Raw genomic sequence first — 20,065 nt, forward strand, 5'->3', positions numbered from 1 at the left:
TTTTGACTATTTTCTTTTCAATAGCATAACGCCTCGACCAATAGACCAAAATACAATTAGCATGACCGCAAAGCCAATTAAGCTAACGGATGCTTTAAAGAGCGGTGGCTCAAACTGTAAAGTAATCGTTTGTTCGTCTTGTGACGCTGGTATTTTAATTTGTGTCAAATAGCCACGTAGTGGTTTAGCTAACTTTGCCTGTCCACCTATCACATGATAGCCGGGCCATGCCGTTCTTGAAAAGACGACTTTGGCTTCATCACGATGTGCTGGTACTTTAATTGTGACTTCATAATTTGAATTTTTAATTTCCGTCACTTGTGGGATATTGCTCCAGACAACACCACCGACATTATTGTTGATCTTTTCTCGCTGAATCACAACATAATATTGATCATGAGACGTTACCTGCCAACCAGCCGGTACATTTTTATGCTTGATAAGATTGCGATAAACTTTACGATCGCCTTCGTTACCAACCGCTACGGTGTCGACACTCAAAAGATCTGCCAACGGTAACTGCGTTTGCTTGTCTTTTTTAAATAGCTTTGCGTAATGATCAGGTGAAATACGTGTTGGATCACCACCTCTGAAATCATCACTAAACTTCTTAAAGCCGACAGGCGTATAGACATTCATGGAATCATTATTCGTAATATACCAATCATTTCCCATCACGACGTGATTATTAAATCCCAAAATAACGGTATTCCCTTTAAACTTTTCAGCCATCTTTAAAATATTAGCTTTCGTTGCCGGCATTTGATAATCTGGGTAAATATAGGTAATATGTTGCTGCTGAATCTCATCATGATGCCGCCCAATCGTACGTTGCTGTACAACTAGCGAAAATCCAGTCGTGATAATGGCCAATACGATAACAGTAAGCATTGGTCGTTTAAATTGGATTTTGATGTGTTTCAACTGTATTTTGTGGTGCCCACTACCTAAGTACGCAATCGCTGCCACAAAAATACTGATAATAATATTAATAGCCAAGATGGATTGTGTACGTGCCGGTGTATTGGCAATTTCTAGGTACGTACCAAGAAACATCAAGCCAACAAAAAGCTGAACACGTCCCTTAGTGAATTTCAACCCTAATTTAGCCACGAACAAAATGACCAGCAATAACACCAGTTGACCAAAATAAGCCATCATGCGGACTGGAAAACGTAATGGTCCCACATTTGCTGGTCCAAATAGCAACATAAAAGTCAATAATGTTGGTGTTAACCATTGGATTAACACCACTTTATGATTTTGAATGAAGCTTTTGGTTTGTTTAAAGTTCACAAACACCAACAATGCTAATAACCAACTAACGTACATAAACGGCATATAGGTCACACCGCTAACAGTCCACCAAGAGTTCATTTCTGAATAACCGACTGGTGAAAACGAGAAAAGCAAATCTGATAAACTTGGCGATAAGAAATTGTCGTTGAAAATGCCTTCCGTATTGCGCATCGTCACACCAGAAATGGCAATTCCTGGTAGGTATACAGCAATTGTTGTCGCAGCTAAACTAATACCTAAAAGGAGAATCCGACGTAATTGCGTCCAATTTTTCATCACGATGGCGGCGATAAAAGCCCCCAACATGACGGCAATTAACATAATCGTCCCAAAAACATAACCAACGGTAATAATTGAATAACCAACCACAAAAGCCAATACTGGGCCTGTGTTTTTATTCAAAAATCGCCGTAAAACCCACCAAAACCAAGGGAAAAAGGCTGAGACCATTAAGTCAGTCACCCAAGATGAGGCGCCCGCAAAAATAGTAAAGCCGACAAACGGCGTCACAATTCCATAAATAATTGCGTATGGCTTTTGAACAGCCATTGAACGCGCCAACAGGAAAGAACCAACACCTAAGATGTTTAACAGAACAATTTTAAATATCGTCGCAAATATCAAAAAATTAGAAGAATAATAAACAACAACGGAGATTAACCAAACGAGTGGGCTAAATGTTCCCCATTGACCCTCAGCTAAATAATTCCCTGACCCTTGGGCAGCCACGTTGAAAATCGGTAACTGGCCCTGCATCACTAATTTGCCAACTTCATACCATTGTCCAATTGCCCCACGTTGCGTATCATCTAAAAAATAGAAGCGATGAAAAAAGAACAATGGAATTAAGCTAAAAATGGACACAATCGCAACAATGAGGACAATTGCACCGAAGGTACTTTGCCAACTGTTGCGTAGTCTTTGCTTGATCGTCATATTATGTAAATCCTTAATCATTCAACTCTTCGGCAATGATATAACGTGGGCGGTGCTTAACTTCAAGGAAAATCTTGCCAATATATTCACCAATAATTCCGATTGCCACTAACTGCAACCCACCAAGCATCCAAATTGATACCATCAAAGTTGGCCAACCTGCTGATGTTTTACCAAATGCCCAACCGATAAAGATATAAACTAAACTAAGGATACTAATCCCAAAAATACCTAAACCAACGTTCCGTACAAATGTGATTGGTGAAATTGAAAATGAGGTAATCCCTGTTGCCGCAAACTTAATCATTTTACGCAAAGGATACTTCGTTTCCCCAGCTTCACGTTCGGCACGAGCATAATAGACTTTGGCTTCGTTGAAACCAATGAGTGGGAAAATGCCACGCAAGAACATTTCGCGTTCTTGATATTCTGAAAAGGCACGCAATACCTTTTGATTGACCAAACGAAAATCCGCATGGTTGGGAATTGAATTAGCTCCTAGCGCTGACATCACTTTGTAAAAGCTTTGTGCCGTAAAGCGCTTGAAGAACGTATCGGTTGTTCGATCATTACGCACACCATAAACAATGTCTTTCCCTGAGTTAGCCAATTCAACCATTTCAACAATAGCTTGTGGATCATCTTGAAGATCAGCGTCAATTGTCACAACATAATCAACGTCTGTATCTGTTAAATACGTCATCCCAGCAATCAACGCATTTTGATGCCCAAAATTCGTGCTAAAACGCAATCCCTGAACATTGCCATATTTTTCATGTAGTTCATTGATGAGTGCCCAAGTCTTATCCTTTGAGCCATCATCAACATACATGATAAAACTACTTGGCGCAACGAGATTTGCTTGTATCATTTCTGTCAACAAATCATGCAATCGCGCTGTGGTCTTTTCAATGACCTCTTCTTCATTGTAAGCTGGCAAAACAATTGCTAATTTTTTTGATGCCATTTATTTCATACCTCTCACTTTATAAACCATGAAGCGTAAATTCTGCATGACTTTTGCCATTGCATTACCACGCCACAGGACTGATTTTGTTACAATATCAGGAAACGCTTGGTGCATCGCTTCATTCATACCGATGACATGTTGACTCTGAACATCCTGTAACTCTGCCGTCCATTGTCCTGAACTGACACGGAATTTTACGCCCACTGTCACATCGGGCACAAAATCACCCAATGTCAAAACATGCAAGTAAGTTGATAAATCAACCACATACGGATGCGTAAAGTCCCAACCACCTGCTTGCTCAAAAGCGTCACGGCGCATCAAGACACCACCTGGTTCACCAATCGCATTAATGCCTAAGCCAACCACATGACGAATAACCGCTGCCCCACGCATTGGTCGCTTCAAGCCCAAAAGTCCCCACGATTTTTTAATGACATGATTTTGATCATCAATCACTTCGCGCAGACTAGCCGTTAAGACGGTATTTGCATTAGCCTCTAACAAATCAAATTGCCGCTTTAAAGTACCTGGCAATAGCACATCATCTTGTGGAATAAGTTTAATGTATTTTCCCGTTGCTTTGCTTGATACAAATTGCCAATTTTCTTTGGCTGCCCCCTGTGGTGCAGTATAAATTTTTAGACGTTGATCCGTCGCAGCTATTTTTTCTAATAACGCGCGTGTCCCATCTTCCGGTCCCTGAACTGCAACTGACACATCAAAAGTAACCCCAACTTGCTCTAGTACTGATTGCACGGTTTCTTCAATAAAGGGTCTCGCTTTATATGCGGGTATAACCACCGAAATATCTAACATTATTTTGATCTCCTAAATGAAAAAAACTTATGCCCAACAAAACTAATCATCGTCGTCACAATTAAAATTAAAAACTGTGCAGCAATTGGGTTCATATGTCCGAAATTAACCAATAATGGCAATACAACCAAGTTAATCACATAGCTCACGAGGTTAATCATCGTAAACCGAATAAAGTCTTTGACAACTTGCCCCTGAACACGAAATGTGACTTTCCGATGTAAATAAAATGCCACAAAATTAGACACAATTTGGGAAATAACCAACGCGACCATGTAGCCATGTGGTACTGCTTTTAATGTTAGCGTAAAACCAGTAAAAATAAAAAAACCAAAAAATGTATTGAATCCGCCAACCAAAAGGAATCTGAATTTTTCATCGGAAATCAATTTTTTAATGTAATCTATCATATTAATCTAAAAAATCCTCTCGTGACGGACGCCTCTGTCCCACTCAAATTTAGTCCTTATCTTGTAGACTGGCTAAAAATTGTGCTAACGCTGCACGCCAATTCAAAATATCAAAGCCGGTCGCTTTTGCTTTGTCCAAACTCATCACCGAATGCTTTGGGCGATAGGCCTTTTGGGGGAATTCTGCACTCGTCACTGGTGCCACCTCGACAGCTGTTGTCTTGAGAATTTCCCGCGCAAAATCAAACCAAGTCGCGGTATCATCATTTGATAAATGATACGTCCCAAATGCCGCATTCACCGTAATCAAATGTAACATGAACTCGGCTAATGTCCGCGTCCAAGTTGGCCGACCTAATTGATCATTCACCACACTCAATTTTGGATGCGTTTGGGCAAGACGTTGCATCGTGTAGACAAAATTATTACCAAATTCACCAAACACCCAACTCGTTCGCACGATATAGGCCTCGGCGCCACTTTCAATCACGCCTAGTTCACCTGCTAATTTAGCTCGACCATAAGCATTTTGCGGATTTACCGGATCAGTTTCACGATAATCCGTTAGGCTTTTACCATCAAACACATAATCGGTTGACACAGCGACCAGTTTGGCTTGCACTAGCTTCGCTGCATCGGCGACGTTTTTCGTCCCATTAGCATTGACTTGCCAATTGGTGTCACGTCCCTCATCTTCGGCCAAGTCAACTTTGGTATAAGCAGCCGCATGGAAGACCACATCTGGCTGAACTGTTTCAAACGTGGCAAAGACGGCCGCACGATCAGTAATATCGAGTTCTTGTGACGACAACGCGACAAAATCCAATGCCCGTTCCGTTAATAGTTTTTGTAGTTCTTGCCCCAGTTGCCCATTGGCACCGGTAATTAAAAATTTCATCCGAACACTCTCTTATTGGTTATTTTCAGCGTACTTGGCTTCAACTTCGGCCTTTTCACCTTGCCACCAGTCTTGGTTATCGGCATACCACTGAATGGTATCCGCCAGACCGGTTTCAAAGTCGGTATACTTTGGTGTCCAACCCAATTCTTCACGCATCTTCGTAGCATCAATGGCATAACGTAAGTCATGCCCTGAACGGTCTTGCACAAAGTCAAAGTCGTCTTCGGCTTTGCCCATATCCTTCAAGATGGCACGCAAAACGGTAATGTTATCCTTTTCACCGTCGGCACCAACCAAGTAAGTTTCGCCAATCTTACCCTTCGTCAAAATGGCCCAGATTGCTGTCGCATGGTCGTAAGTGTGAATCCAGTCACGGACGTTTTTGCCGTTACCGTACAACTTTGGCTTAATCCCACTCAAAATGTTGGTTACTTGACGTGGGATAAACTTTTCAATGTGTTGGTAAGGCCCATAGTTGTTTGATGTGTTAGAAATCGTAGCTTGCAAGCCAAATGAGCGCACCCAAGCACGTACTAACAAATCAGACCCCGCCTTTGTTGATGAATAAGGACTTGAGGGACGGTATTGTGATTCTGGTGTAAACTTTTCACCAGCGCCTTCGCCATGACCTGGTAAGTCTTCACGCAATGGCAAATCACCATAAACTTCATCAGTTGAGACATGGTGGAAGCGCTTGTTGTACTTACGCGCTGCTTCAATCAACGTGTAAGTCCCGATAATGTTGGTTTGCACAAAGGGTGATGGATCCTTTAGTGAGTTATCGTTGTGTGATTCGGCAGCATAATGAATCACAGCGTCTGTTTCAGCAACTAATTGATCGACCAATTCGGCATCGGCAATGTCACCAACGACCAACTTCACACGATTTTCTGGCAAACCAGCCAAGTTTTCTTTATTGCCGGCATACGTCAACTTATCCAAAACGGTCACAAATACGTCTGGATGTTCTTCAACAATGTAACGCACGAAGTTCGCCCCGATAAAGCCAGCGCCACCAGTTACCAAAATATTTTTATAGTCAGTCATGTTTCTCTCCAATTATAATTGTTCAGGTTGCAAAGCCACTACGTCTTTGAGTAACGGGTGGTTTTTATCCGCTTCACTCACCTCAGCGTGAGCAACATCGGCCCATTCAATACCTAGGGTTGGGTCGGCATAGTTGACAAAGGCATACTTTGGCTTTAATTCTAAGGCCCAGTAATCGTTGACCAAATATGAATAAGACACGGTTTCACTCAAAACTTGGAAACCATTGGCCACCCCACGTGGCACAAAGATGCCCTTGCTAGCATCAATAACCGTTTGGTAGACGTGGCCAAAAGACTCACCGGCCCGCAAATCAACCCAAGCGCCTAAGACCTTGCCGTTATCCGCCACTGAGATATACTTATCCCAAGGTTCCGCGTGCAAACCACGCAAAACCCCTTGACGAGAGAAAGACACATTGTTTTGTAACTTGCCTTCGGCAAAAAAAGATGCTGGAAAGCCTAGGGGCACCATCTTTTCTTTTTGGAAGTTTTCTTTAAACCAACCACGGTTATCGCCGTGAACCGGAATGTCAAATTCAAGCATGCCGGGAATTTCTGCCACTTGGCGGGCTGCTAACGGCTTTTCAAAAAATTCAGCTGTCATGTTGTCTCCTTTACTTTAAGCGGGCTTGTTCATCAGCTACCAAACGCAACAAGTATTGACCGTAATCGTTTTTCTTGAGTGGTTGCGCTAAGGCTTCGAGTTGATCAAGACCAATGTAACCCATTCGGTAAGCAATTTCTTCCAGTGATGCCACTTTAAGGTTTTGTTGCTTTTGAATCGTGGCAATAAAGGATGATGCTTCAAGCAAAGATTCATGCGTTCCTGTATCTAACCAAGCATAACCACGGCCCATGACTTGAACATCCAAATCACCACGGTCCAAGTAGGCTTGGTTAATGTCAGAAATTTCAATTTCCCCTCGCGCTGATGGCTTCACATTGGCAGCAATTTCCACCACATCATTGTCGTAGAAGTACAAACCAGTTACGGCATAGTTTGACTTTGGGTGTTCTGGCTTTTCCACAATGGATAAGGCCTTGCCATCATCGTCAAATTCCACCACGCCAAAACGTTCGGGATCATGAACTTGGGAACCAAAGACGGTAGCCCCAGTAGTTTTTTGTGCGGCAGCTTGTAGTTTTTCCGATAAGCCAGCGCCGTAGAAAATGTTATCGCCTAATACCAACGCCACCGTGTCATCACCAATAAAATCAGCCCCAACAATAAAGGCGTCCGCCAACCCACGTGGTTCTTCTTGAATGGCATATTCAATGTTCAATCCTAAGTCATGGCCATCACCAAACAATGATTCAAATTGGCCAACATATTCTGGCGTTGAGATCAACAAAATTTCTTTAATACCGGCCAACATCAGGACTGACAAGGGATAATAGATCATTGGCTTGTCATAAATCGGCACCAATTGCTTACTGGTCGCTTTGGTAATGGGATATAGTCGTGTGCCGGAACCGCCGGCGAGAATAATGCCTTTCATGTTTAGGTCTCCTTGTATAGGACATTTTATGTATCTCAAAGATTCAAGTATCGGAATAGTATCACTATCACATGCTTTCCCATTATACCATAAGTCCTATTCTACCGCGAATAGCGTCATGATTTGTGTAATACGATAGGCCAAGAAAAGTCCGTTATTTACCATGAAAAAAACAAGGCAGATGCCTTGTTTAAATTTGTATAAAACATGACGTGACCTGATAACACTCTGGCTATTTTAAACGTTACGCCCTTCATCAATGAATAATCGCTTCATGCGTTTTATTTTTTTCTGTGTCGCAAATGCTAATTTCAATTTAGCAACTTGACGAAGCGTTGGCCTAATCGCGATATTGGTTGCCGCTGATAAATCAATATATTGCCAAGAAGTCCCTAAGTCCACGAGCGATTGGTGTTTCACATCATAATAATCATCACCAGGGTTAATTGCCGTACCACGATAACCGAGCAAGGCACCAATCAAATGAAAGTGGAATCTTGTGGTGACCCACTCTTGATTCGCTTTCACCGGTATGCCGTGTTGCCAAATATCCCAGAAACCATAGAATGTCAAACGCTGTTGGATATCTGGATAATCTTGTAAGGCTTCACTATAAAATAGCCAGTTATCACCCGGAATCATCGCTTCAACAATCCCAATTTTTTTATCACGATGACTGGGTTGTCGCAAATAAGCGACCAATAATTGGATGAATTTTTCCTGTTGCGTATCCTGCTTAAAGGGCTGAATCATCAATAAAATATCTGGATTATCTGGCCGATCATCTTGTTTAATGGCCTCAAGCTTTGATGCCATCACGACATCATCACTTTCAAAAGTTGTATTGGCCACAATCGTACTTGCTCGGTCTCGCACACCAATATAGGAAAATACATCGGTATAGTGCGCTAAATTTGCCGCAATATCGTCAGTAATAGGCGTCAAACCTAAACCGGTAGCATAGAGCTGGGTATCTGGTCGATCACGCTTAACCAACGCCAGTAGCATAAAAAACAGATACGTATAAGAAAATTCCTGGTATGCGGTAGAAAAGTAGCCACCACCTAAAAGATGAATCACATCACTATCGAATAGTGCTGCAATAGGGACGTTGTTTCTCGGATCCCCACCGTGTAAAATAGTTGACACTTCTGGTTCGTTTTCCAGGGTTAATTGTTGATCATGAGCTAAGTAGACTGAATTCCAAATCGTGTCTACGAACTGCACATGCGCCAATTCGTCCTGAAAAAGAAAACTTGCCCGCGCTGGGAAAGGCACATCTAAAATTAATTGGTCGTCGGGGAAATTTTCTCGATAAAATTTTAACCAAGTGCGAACAATCTGTTCATCACCAAAGTTTGGATAGCCAGCGGTTGAAATCAAATACCTTTTAGCCATATTGGTCTCCATATCATTATCTCAAGGTGTACCCAAGCATTTCATACACTAACAAATGTTTCGTGTCTTGACCCCAATTTTATTGCTTGTCAGTATCTGTATTTTTAGCTGCTTCTTGCGCTGCTTTGATTTGCGCAATATACTTATCGGCTTCTGGTGTTTTATTCAAAAAGTCTTCGTAAGTGTAGTTTTCAATAAAATCAATATCTTGATCAAGTGTCACAATGGCTTGTGGGTCAGACAAATAACGCGCACGCAATAGTTTATTGATTGAACGCACATCGTAATCACGTAGACCCGCAACATATTCAATATCTGGATTAAACTGGATGCCACGAACTGTGCCACTCACAATCATTTTAGCCTTTTGCCAACGGTATTTGACACGGCCACCAAACAACACCATACGCAAATCATGACGTAGCGCATTGACAACCGTGCGTAACAATTCATGTTTTGATACGCGGCGGGCTGTTAACACGCGGTTACGATACTCATAATTATAACGCCAAAGTCGTGAGTCGTCTTGTTCGCGCACAATGTCACCAGGCATCGTGTTTTCTTTTGATTTATGCACCACAATTGACTTCAAAACGGTATAACCACGATTAACGTCAGCAATCCGGTTCGTATATTCCATATCGTCACCCCAAATGAAATACTCTTTTTGGGGTAAACCAACCATGGCTACCGTTTTGCGAGAAAATAGGACCGAAACAAAAGTTGAATTCACAACTTCAATCCCTGGATTATCTTGGTTCATGTGGTATTGCCAAGTAAATGCACGTGGTGCAGGCACATTCATCCAAGATGGATGGCCATCACGACTTCCCCAGCGCACCACTGAATTTACAAAGCCGACATGGTCATTTTCTGTGATGAAATCAACCAAGTATTTCAGTGCATCGGGTTCAGCAATGGTATCATCATCCATTAACCAAACATAATCATCTTGCGTTTCTTCAGCAAATAAGCGCACAGCCTTATTAAAACCACCAGCACCGCCCAAATTTTCTTCAGAATTATAGACGATCACTCTTGGATCAGTCACCGTTGCCAAATATTCAGCAGTCTCATCCGTTGACTTGTTGTTGACGACAATCACATGGTTTAAATAGTCCGTTTGATTTAAAACCGCTGACAAAGATTCTTTAAGCAAATCCACACGATTGTAGGTTACAATGGCAGCCGTTACGTTTTTATTGGTCATAATATTCCTCTTAAAAATTGAATTAAATAAAATCAATGAATTGATCTTTAAACTTGAGATAGAGATGCGTACCAATAACAGCGAATAAGGCAATTTCTAGCCAAAACATCGCCATCAGATAAGGTGAATCCCAGAACCATTGATTTGTCAAAAAAGTTTCCCGCCAACCATTAACGATATAGTAGAACGGATTGACGCGTGAAATCCAGTAAATCACATTATTAAAGAAGTTTCCTGGTGCTGGTGGAAACAAGACGCCGGAAACAAAAAATAGTAACCGTAATACCTGTCGAATCGCCAGATCATAGTCAGGAATCAAAATATTAATTGTTGCACTGAAGATGCCTAAGAAAAACAGCATAATCATCGCGGCAATAAAATAGTAGATAAATTGCAGCCAGTACAAATTAGGATGGAAATTCCCAGTCAAGAACATGCTTATGCCAGCCACAGCTGAAATCGATAACACGGCTGGAAAAACTTGGATAATGCGAATCGTTGGCAATACCGAAGCCGGAAACTTCACGTTTCGCACCATGAAAATCTGAGTTTGGATTGATCGAATCGTATCAGAAAAACCTTGGTTAACTAGATACCAGGCCGAAAAACCGACCGACATCCAGACAAAATATGGCATCCCCGCCACTGGTGCGGTCGTTCGAAAGCCGCCACCAAAAATGACGGCATACGTCATCACTTGAAATAGCGGATCAAGGACTTCCCAAAGTGAACCCAAATATTTGTGGGCGTTATTGGCCTTCGTATCATAGATTGCTAATTTAATCGTCATCCCCAGATGACTGATTTGCTCAGCAATCAATTGAAAAATTGATTCAATTATTACAAACATCCTGCTTACCTACCCATCATTGAAAAGTAAACGACCGCGCCCATCAAGCCTAATAACACAATTAACGTGCTATATAAACTAAGCCGGCTGAATCCTTCGAAACTTCGTAACTTTGTGATACGTTTAATTTCTGGTTCCGTCATGCCTTCTTCAGTCAGGCGGTCACGCAGTTGATCAATCGTAAACAATTGCTGATTTCGCTTTTGCTTACGTACATACCGTTCACGATCTTGTTCTGTCATTCTGTCCAGTTCACGTGTAAAGGCTTCATATTCATCAGCAATGGTTTCCGTCTCGCCGAAATCACGCATTTCACCATATTGGATCCACATTACCTTGTTGGTAAACTCACGCACTTGTTTTAAATCATGCGATACGAAAAAAATGGTTTTCCCTTGGGCAATAAACTCGCGAATCTTACCTAATGCCTTATTCGAGAAGTTTTGATCACCAACGGACAAGGCTTCATCGACAATTAAGATATCCGGATCATTGTGCGTCACGATTGAAAAGCCTAATTTCGCACGCATACCGTTTGAATAATCCTTCACTGGTTGATCAATGAATTCACCCAGTTCTGAAAAATCAATAATTTCAGGCATTGCTCGCGTGATTTCTTCATTTGACTTTCCCATCATCAGTTGTTTAAGTCGAATATTTTCACGTCCTGTCAGTTCCCAATTCAACCCTTCGTTGATGGCAACAACACCAATCGTCCCATTTAAATCTAGTAAGCCTGATGTTTGCGGAATCACGCCACTCAAAATATTGAGCAACGTTGATTTTCCCGAGCCATTCGTCCCGACAATGCCGACCACATCCCCAGCTTGTATTTCAAATGACAAACCGCGTAACGCCCAAAAATTAGCTTCAGCACGATTCCCCATAAACGTTGACTTCAACTTCTCGGTTTGATTGGCATAAAGTTGGAAATTTTTTGTTAAGCCTTCTGCACGGACCATGTATGGCTTTGATTCGTCTAACATGTAGCTACCCACTTTTTACTTTTGACATTATAATTGCTTAATTACTTATACCATATTACCTAAAATGCCTACGAAACTCAAACTTTGCCCGTAAAAATAGCAGAAAAAACAGTAGCTGACGACCTACTGTTCAAATAATGCACGCATTGTCACTGGTGATAGCCAGCGATAACCCACCCCAACATCGGTCCCAATGTATTGTTGCCCCGCATTGGTCCCTATTTTCCGTCTTAAGTGGGCTACAGTTACCCGTAAGGTATCATTTTGTCCCTGCAGTAGATGGGTTCCCCAAATATTACGCAGTAAGACCGCATAGGTTAAGACTTTTTGGGGATGTTGAATGAATAGACTTAATAACGCATATTCCTTTTGTGACAAATGCAGCACCTCAGTTGATCGCATCACCGTTTGCGCGTCAAGATCAACCGTAAGTTCACCACATTGCAACTGTCCTTTCCCGACGCCCGTTGTGGCGTAGGTACGTGATAAAATAGCGCGGACACGCGCTACGAGTTCAAGGGGTTCAAATGGTTTAGTTACATAGTCATCCACGCCAAGCTCAAATAACGTTAGCTTATCTTGGGTTTGATCACGTGCAGTCAGGACAAGCACTGGCACATGGCTGGCTAGCCGAATTTTTTTGAGTAAGGCCACCCCATCTTCATCTGGTAGCCCCAAATCCAATATCAGTAAATCTGGCAACGTGGCCAACAGCTGGGTTTGCGTCGTGTGCGCGTCAAAAGCTTGGGTAACTTCAAACCCCGCCGTCACCAACGTTTGTTTAACTACCCGTTGAATTGTTTGATCGTCTTCAACCACCAAGATTTGTTTTTTAATCATGCTATTGTGCTATTGACTGGGATGACTAGTTGCATCTCAGCGCCTCCCTGCCAATTTTGTGCCACTAAACGGCTGTGATGTAATTTCGCGATGGTCTGGCATAAAAATAAACCAATCCCCAGGCCGCGCTTTTGGTCGCCTAGTTGGATATTTGGGCGTGTTTGTTGGTTAATTTTGGTCAATTGTGCCGCTGTAAAGGGCTGCCCAGCGTTTTGAATCGTGACGGTAACTTGACCATGCGCTACTGTGACAAAGATTTGAATCTGCACGTTAGGTCCGCCATACTTGACCGCATTATCAAAAAGATTAATCAGCATTTGCTGGAAAATATGACGTTCTGCTTGGATCCAAATGACTTCATCCGGTAATTGCACATCAATGTGTACTTGACTATGCAACCAATTGAATTTCTCAATCGCTGAAAAAATTAACTCTTCCACTAGTTCCGGGGTCGTTTTAAACATAATCGTCCCCTGTTGGAGTCGCGTGACAGTTAAAATATTTTCAATCATTTGAATAAGCCAGTTGGTCTCATGATTAATATTGGTCAATAAGTGCTGATTAGCCGGTGTGAGTGTTTGATCTTGGCGTAACAATGCCGTGCTAGCTAAAATACCCGTCAACGGCGTGCGTAAATCATGGGCGACGGATTGCAATAAATCACTCTTTAAGTGGGCATCGAGTTTTTCTAAAGCATGTCTTTCCGCTTCTTGGCGTAAATAGAACGTTTTTAATGCTGCTGATAACGGCGTCAAAAAACGGTCGAGTATGAGCCGGTCAGCCAGCATAAAATCTTCACCTTGGCCAACCAAAATAGCAAGTGTGTGCCCTTGATAACCAATAGGCAGATAAAACGCTTTCTTCCCAGCTAACGTATCGGTCCCTGCACCAGCTGGCAAGCCATGATGCCAGACCCATTGCATGACTTCATGACTATTCGCATCTGGTGTCGGTATTTGGCCAACAAATTGTTGCCGTTGGAAATAAATCGCGACTGGTCTTTTGAAATAATTCAAAATGGCCTGTTGCGTCAGTGCGCTTAATGTCGCTGGTTTGCCGTCAGTCAACAGCTGTAAACTCAGGTCAGATAAGACTTGGCTTTGTGTCGCCGCAGTAACAGAAGCCGCCATTTGCGCCGTCACTTTGGACGTTAAACTACTAATTAACGTTGCCGTGACAAACATCGCCAAAAAGATAATGCCGTACCCGTTTTGGTAGAACTGTAACGAATAAAATGGCTGCACAAACAATAAGTCAAAGAGCAATACGCTCACCACCGTTGTGGCTAACCCGAGAATATATCCCTGGGTAAAGCGTGATACAAAGATAATGCCGACAAAGTAAAGCATGATTTTAAGCGCATTATCACTGGTGACATAAGTCATCAAACCATTAATCAAGGTCACCGTCACTATCATGCCGACCGCAAAACATACTTCTCGTCGTTTTACAGACAATCTGAGTCTTGTCGGCCTGGTCAAGAGCTGCTGGACAGGGGACACCTGATCACGGTTAGGAATAATTTGAATATCTAGTGCTGGGACTGCCGCGAGTATTTGGTCTTCGATATCTGAACGACCAAATTGATACCACGCGCGCGTTACGTGTTTGCCGATAATTAAATTAGCGACTTGCGTTTCTCTGATATAGGCAATCAACGTTGCCACCACGTGGTCACCTTGTAAAATAACAGTTTTGGCCCCCAATTTTTTTGCCAAACTCATGTGGCGTTGCACTGCCGGTGCCAGACTTTTACCTGACTGCTGGACATGGACAACTGTCCAAGGGGCATCAAACGCACTGGCTTGCCGATAAGCCCAGCGAATGGCATTGTCCGAACTCAGGGATTTACTAATCGCCACCAAAAAGTGTCGCATTTGTTGCCCTTGTTGCGCGTTCTGTTCGCTCAATTGTCGCGTGCTTTGTTGTAGGGCAATTTCACGCAACTGGGTTAATTTTTGTAACTGAAAAAAATGGTCTTGTGCCCGGGCGATTCTTGTTGCTGGATAAATCACGCCTGCAGCCAAGCGATTTAAGAGGACTTTTGGATCAATATCAATTAATTCAATGTCATCGCCTGTTTCAACCAAGCATCTGGCACTGTTTCTTGCACATCAACACCTGTGATTTGTGCCACCAGGTCATGGAGACTTTCGATGTGCTGGACATTGATAGTTGTATAGACACTGATACCCGATGTCAAAATTTCTTCAATATCTTGATAACGTTTCTTGTTCCAAGACGCGGCATTAGTATGTGCCAATTCATCTACTAAAACGACATCTGGTTGCCGCTTGATAACTGCAGGCACATTGAGTTCCCCAACAAGCGTCGGTTGGCTAACATTGGGGTGTTCAGGGATTTGCTCAAACCCTGCCATGAGATCAGCAGTGGCCACGCGACCATGCGATTCAACGTGCCCAATGACCACATCATCCCCGGCAGTCAACCGCGTATGGGCCTCCTCCAGCATTCGGTAGGTTTTCCCAACGCCTGCAGCATAGCCAAGAAATATTTTTAAACGACCGCGTCGTTGCGCCACAATGTCTTGTAGCCATGCCTCAGAGCTTTTAACCATAATTTCCTCAATTTACTTGGTTTGCGCGACCAGCTGCTGGAGCGCAATGTTCAAAGTGACAACGTTCACTGCCGGTTCCCCAAACCAATTGGCAAAAACGCTCGTTGTTTGGGCTGTAATCAACTGATTGACGGTCGCTAACGATAAATGGTTGGCATGGGCAACGCGTTGCCGTTGGTAATTGGCCCCGGCCAGACTAATATAAGGATCCGTGCCGCCAGCTGAGCCAGTCACCAAATCAACTGGCACCGCTTGCTGGTTATACGGATCAAGTTGATGCCACCAAGTGACACGTTTGGCGACGGCCTGTTTTTCGGCCGCGCTGACGGCGCTAAGATTGGACACAACGGTCGGACGTCCGATGAATAATGTCGGATTGGTCGTGGCTTGGCCAATAAGTGCTGAACCCACAAGCTGATTGCTTTTCATGATCAAACGCCCTTGCGCTTGGATTGGAAACAAAATTTGTACCAACATGGTACTCACCCCAGTGTAAATCACAGCACAAACACTCAGTATCAGGAGCAAGCGACCCGCTTGCCTGCATATTACCTTAAACATATTTTACCTCACTTCACGCCAATAATCGTTAAGATCATGTCGAATATTTTGATGACAACAAACGGAAAGAAAATACCACCCAACCCATATACCAGCAGATTCTGGCGCAATAACTGATCAGCGCCTAATTCACGATAGCGAACACCCCGCAAGGCAACCGGAATTAAGCCAATAATGATTAAAGCATTGTAGAGTAGTGCGGCTAAAATTGCTGTTTTAGGACTGGTTAAGTGCATAAAATTAAGTACCGCCAATTGTGGATAGAGCCCAACAAATAAGGCCGGTAAAATTGCAAAATATTTGGCGAGATCATTCGTGATACTAAAAGTTGTCAAAGCACCACGTGTCATCAACAGTTGCTTACCCACTGCCACAATTTTAATCAGTTTAGTTGGACTAGAATCTAAATCAATCATATTCCCCGCCTCTTTGGCAGCAACTGTCCCTGTGTTCATCGCCACCGCAACATCGGCTTGCGCTAAGGCCGGGGCATCGTTGGTGCCATCCCCAGTCATGGCAACTAAATGCCCGGCTTGTTGATACTTTTTAATCACAGCTAATTTGGACTCAGGTACGGCTTGGGCAATATAGTCGTCTACGCCAGCCTCGGCGGCAATAGCAGCCGCTGTTAACGGATTATCACCGGTAATCATAACCGATTTAATGCCCATCTTGCGTAAGGCTTTAAACTGCTCTCGCACGCCTGGCTTGACAATATCTTTGAGGTCAATCACGCCTAAGACAGTGGTATTTTTAGTCACAATCAAGGGTGTCCCACCATTTTTGGCGATTGCTTCTGCGCAAGCGGTCGCCTCAGCTGGCCAACTCGCCCCTAATGACACGATGTAGTGCTGCACTGAATCAACCGCACCCTTGCGATAATGGTCTGTCTGAATATCGACCCCGCTCATTCGGGTTGCTGCTGAAAACGGGACAAATACGGGGTTGATCATTTGATTCTCGTCGGTCGTAATCTGGTACGTCTCCCGTGCTAAATTGACTACACTGCGCCCTTCTGGTGTCTCGTCCGCCATTGATGCGAGCCACGCAGATTCGGCCAAGTCATGCTCAGAAACGCCCTGAATGGGTTTAAAAGTCACTGCTTGACGATTCCCTAAGGTAATCGTGCCGGTTTTATCCAATAGTAAGATACCCACATCCCCAGCTGCTTCAATGGCGCGACCACTTTTAGCTAACACATTTTCTTGATTTAAACGACTCATTCCAGAAATACCAATGGCCGACAACAAGGCACCAATTGTAGTGGGTGCCAGACACACCAACAAGGCCGCTAGATTAGTAATCGTAATCGTTTGGATAGCTGCTTTGTCATTAGCAAACTGACTAAAAGGTAATAAGGTTGCCACGACAATCAGAAAGATAATCGTCAATGTCACCAATAAAATCTGCAGCGCAATTTCGTTAGGCGTTTTCTGACGCTTAGCCCCTCAATCATGTGAATCATTTGGTCCAGGAAACTTTCGCCAGCCCGAGCTGTAATCTTAATCTGTAAGTTATCCGATAAAACAATTGTCCCACCAGTGACTGAACTCCGATTTCCACCAGCTTCACGAATTACCGGTGACGATTCGCCGGTAATGGCACTTTCATCCACCGCAGCAGTACCTAAAATGACTTCCCCATCCATCGGAATCACTTCACCAGCCACCACCTGGACAATATCACCAGGTTGTAGCGCATCAGAAGTTACATCAACTGCCTGCCCATTTTTCTCAAGCCGATGTGCCAGCACGGCATGGCGGGACTTCTTCAGACTTTCAGCTTGCGCACGACCACGCCCTTCTGCCACAGCATCCGCATAATTGGCAAACAACACCGTCACCCATAAAATGAGCGTAATCGCCACGTCATAACCCAATGACTGATAGTTCGTCCCCGTAACGGCGTTCACCCCATCAATAACGGTTAACAAAATCGCGCCAACATAGACAACAAACATGACTGGATTGTTGATTTGAACTTGTGGTGCTAACTTTTTCACCGCTAGAAAAATATTTTCCATCAGATTCTCCTTACCTTGCCGTTAGAAAATCGGCAATTGGCCCTAAAATAAGGGCTGGCACAAAATTCAATGCCCCAATCAATAAAATGATCACTAACAATAACACGGCAAAGAGGCCAGTATCTGTCCGCAAAGTGCCACTTGAAATTGCCATTTGCTTTTTCTTGGCCAAATTGGCCCCTAGGTACACCATCGCCAGCAGCGGGACAAAACGGGTGCAGCCCATTAACACCGTGCCAACCACGTTGACCATCAGCCGATTGCCATTGAACCCACCAAACGACGAGCCATTATTATTACCCATTGATGAAAACCCATACAAAATTTCTGAGAAACCATGCGCCCCAGTATTCGTCAAGCTTGATCGGATACCTGGCCAACTCACGGCAATTCCCGTGCTAACCAAAGTTAACACCGGCGGCAATAAAATGGCTAACGCAACCATTTTCATATCATAGGCCGCAATTTTTTTGCTTAAATATTCTGGTGTGCGCCCGACCATTAAACCACTGATAAACACGGTGAGTAGCACAAAGCTTAACATGCCATATAAACCAGAACCAACACCGCCAAATACAATTTCACCGAGTTGCATGAGTAACATGGGAATCAGCCCGCCTAACGGGGTAAAACTATCCAATGACGCGTTTACTGACCCATTAGAAACGGCGGTCGATAAGGTATTCCATAATGCTGACAACCCGATACCGTTGACAACATTTTTCCCTTCCAATGCCGTTGATCCGGCCACACCCGCAACGTGCTGGCCAAGATGTAACTCAGCCAACGTAGTGCCAATAACTGCCAACACTAAGAGGCCAAGCATCACAGCATAGATCACCATCGCCTGTCGACGGCCGACCATTTGACCAAACATGACAACCATGGCAGCGGGTAAGAGAACAATCGCCACACTCTCAAATAAGTTACTCAATCCTGTGGGATTATGAAATAATGCAGCTGCATTGGCACCAAAGAAGCCACCACCGTTACTCCCTAACAATGAAATCGCAAATTGGCTGGAAGCTGGGCCGGATGGCAATAAGATGCCTTGCACGACATGATTGGGTGCAAAAGTCTGCACGGCACCTTGACTCACCATCAGTAACGTTAAGACCATGCTCAGTGGCACCAGAACATATAAGGTAAATCGGGTGATATCAACCCAAAAATTACCAACTGTTTGGCTTTCCTTGCGTGAAAAACCGCGGATAACAGCCAGTAATGCAGCCACACCAACGGCCGCTGAGGCAAAATTTTGCGTGGTCAACACGGCAAACTGTGAAAAATAGGACATGGCGGTTTCCCCACTATAAGCCTGCCAATCTGTATTGGTCACAAAACTCATGGCCGTGTTCAAAGCCAAATCCCAAGGGACGTTATGGACATGATTTGGGTTAAACGGTAGCCATTGTTGGGTCATTAACACGCCCATCACAACGAACAAGCCCATGAGACTGAACACCACAATCGCCAGCACAAATTGACGACCCGACATTTCAGCGGGTGTGTCTTGGTAGCCGAGGAAACGATAAATGCGTTTTTCAACTGGTTTTAAAACCGCGCTCAACCACACCTTTTTCCCCGCCATCACCGCAGCAATATAGCGTCCGATGGGGATGGAAAGCCCCACAATAAGGCCAATGATCACCACATCTCGCCACCAAATCATGATTGATCCCCCCACATTAAAATGTAAAATAAATAAACAACCAAGCCAACAACGACCAGCCCGC

Annotated in this window: 16 protein-coding genes and 2 pseudogenes; all 18 read right to left on the bottom strand. The window is 43.6% G+C overall.

From position 1 onward, the window contains the following. Window positions 1-6: 6 nt before the first annotated feature. Window positions 7-2,235 (bottom strand): hypothetical protein, encoded by a 2,229-nt coding sequence (locus FGL80_RS07045; protein ID WP_244297920.1) that lies wholly within the window; start codon window positions 2,233-2,235, stop codon window positions 7-9. 13 nt (window positions 2,236-2,248) lie between these two features. After that, window positions 2,249-3,202 carry a glycosyltransferase family 2 protein gene (locus tag FGL80_RS07050; RefSeq protein ID WP_055307849.1) on the bottom strand — a complete coding sequence of 318 codons (954 nt, stop codon included), beginning with the start codon at window positions 3,200-3,202 and terminating at the stop codon, window positions 2,249-2,251. After that, window positions 3,203-4,024, bottom strand: coding sequence for a glycosyltransferase family 2 protein (locus FGL80_RS07055; protein WP_055307848.1), 822 nt, complete (start codon window positions 4,022-4,024; stop codon window positions 3,203-3,205). Then, window positions 4,024-4,434 (bottom strand): GtrA family protein, encoded by a 411-nt coding sequence (locus FGL80_RS07060; protein WP_141308991.1) that lies wholly within the window; start codon window positions 4,432-4,434, stop codon window positions 4,024-4,026. The genes FGL80_RS07055 and FGL80_RS07060 overlap by 1 nt, the downstream gene beginning before the upstream one ends. A 49-nt stretch (window positions 4,435-4,483) precedes the next feature. Further along, the gene (gene rfbD / locus FGL80_RS07065; RefSeq protein ID WP_055307847.1) at window positions 4,484-5,332 is read right to left on the bottom strand and encodes a dTDP-4-dehydrorhamnose reductase; all 849 of its coding nucleotides are present in this window, start codon (window positions 5,330-5,332) and stop codon (window positions 4,484-4,486) included. Window positions 5,333-5,344: 12 nt separating this feature from the next. After that, the gene (gene rfbB / locus FGL80_RS07070) at window positions 5,345-6,382 is read right to left on the bottom strand and encodes a dTDP-glucose 4,6-dehydratase (RefSeq protein ID WP_055307846.1); all 1,038 of its coding nucleotides are present in this window, start codon (window positions 6,380-6,382) and stop codon (window positions 5,345-5,347) included. A gap of 12 nt (window positions 6,383-6,394) precedes the next feature. Beyond that, on the bottom strand, window positions 6,395-6,988 hold the full coding sequence (locus FGL80_RS07075) for a dTDP-4-dehydrorhamnose 3,5-epimerase family protein (protein WP_010000430.1): 594 nt from the start codon (window positions 6,986-6,988) through the stop codon (window positions 6,395-6,397). Between the two features lie 10 nt (window positions 6,989-6,998). Further along, window positions 6,999-7,883 (bottom strand): glucose-1-phosphate thymidylyltransferase RfbA, encoded by an 885-nt coding sequence (rfbA, locus tag FGL80_RS07080; RefSeq protein WP_147001901.1) that lies wholly within the window; start codon window positions 7,881-7,883, stop codon window positions 6,999-7,001. Window positions 7,884-8,120: 237 nt separating this feature from the next. Then, entirely contained in the window at window positions 8,121-9,281 is a 1,161-nt protein-coding gene (locus tag FGL80_RS07085; RefSeq protein WP_055307844.1) for a polysaccharide pyruvyl transferase family protein, read from the bottom strand. Window positions 9,282-9,360: 79 nt separating this feature from the next. Next, window positions 9,361-10,491, bottom strand: coding sequence for a glycosyltransferase family 2 protein (locus FGL80_RS07090; protein WP_055307843.1), 1,131 nt, complete (start codon window positions 10,489-10,491; stop codon window positions 9,361-9,363). A gap of 22 nt (window positions 10,492-10,513) precedes the next feature. After that, window positions 10,514-11,341: an ABC transporter permease gene (locus tag FGL80_RS07095; RefSeq protein WP_010006440.1), complete on the bottom strand. Its 828-nt coding sequence runs from the start codon at window positions 11,339-11,341 to the stop codon at window positions 10,514-10,516. A gap of 5 nt (window positions 11,342-11,346) precedes the next feature. Beyond that, window positions 11,347-12,327 (bottom strand): ABC transporter ATP-binding protein, encoded by a 981-nt coding sequence (locus FGL80_RS07100; protein WP_147001903.1) that lies wholly within the window; start codon window positions 12,325-12,327, stop codon window positions 11,347-11,349. A gap of 123 nt (window positions 12,328-12,450) precedes the next feature. Continuing rightward, window positions 12,451-13,167, bottom strand: coding sequence for a response regulator transcription factor (locus FGL80_RS07105; protein ID WP_055307841.1), 717 nt, complete (start codon window positions 13,165-13,167; stop codon window positions 12,451-12,453). Next, window positions 13,164-15,044 carry a DUF4118 domain-containing protein gene (locus FGL80_RS07110; RefSeq protein WP_425280890.1) on the bottom strand — a complete coding sequence of 627 codons (1,881 nt, stop codon included), beginning with the start codon at window positions 15,042-15,044 and terminating at the stop codon, window positions 13,164-13,166. The genes FGL80_RS07105 and FGL80_RS07110 overlap by 4 nt, the downstream gene beginning before the upstream one ends. A 96-nt stretch (window positions 15,045-15,140) precedes the next feature. Continuing rightward, a pseudogene (locus tag FGL80_RS07115) lies at window positions 15,141-15,745 on the bottom strand (histidine kinase); the annotation flags it as partial. Between the two features lie 12 nt (window positions 15,746-15,757). Beyond that, the gene (locus FGL80_RS07120) at window positions 15,758-16,222 is read right to left on the bottom strand and encodes a potassium-transporting ATPase subunit C (protein WP_055307838.1); all 465 of its coding nucleotides are present in this window, start codon (window positions 16,220-16,222) and stop codon (window positions 15,758-15,760) included. Between the two features lie 92 nt (window positions 16,223-16,314). Beyond that, window positions 16,315-18,329: pseudogene (gene kdpB / locus FGL80_RS07125) on the bottom strand (potassium-transporting ATPase subunit KdpB). A gap of 10 nt (window positions 18,330-18,339) precedes the next feature. Beyond that, window positions 18,340-20,001: a potassium-transporting ATPase subunit KdpA gene (gene kdpA / locus FGL80_RS07130; RefSeq protein WP_055307837.1), complete on the bottom strand. Its 1,662-nt coding sequence runs from the start codon at window positions 19,999-20,001 to the stop codon at window positions 18,340-18,342. Window positions 20,002-20,065: the final 64 nt, after the last annotated feature.

This window comes from Leuconostoc lactis, assembly GCF_007954625.1.
GTDB lineage: Bacteria > Bacillota > Bacilli > Lactobacillales > Lactobacillaceae > Leuconostoc > Leuconostoc lactis_A.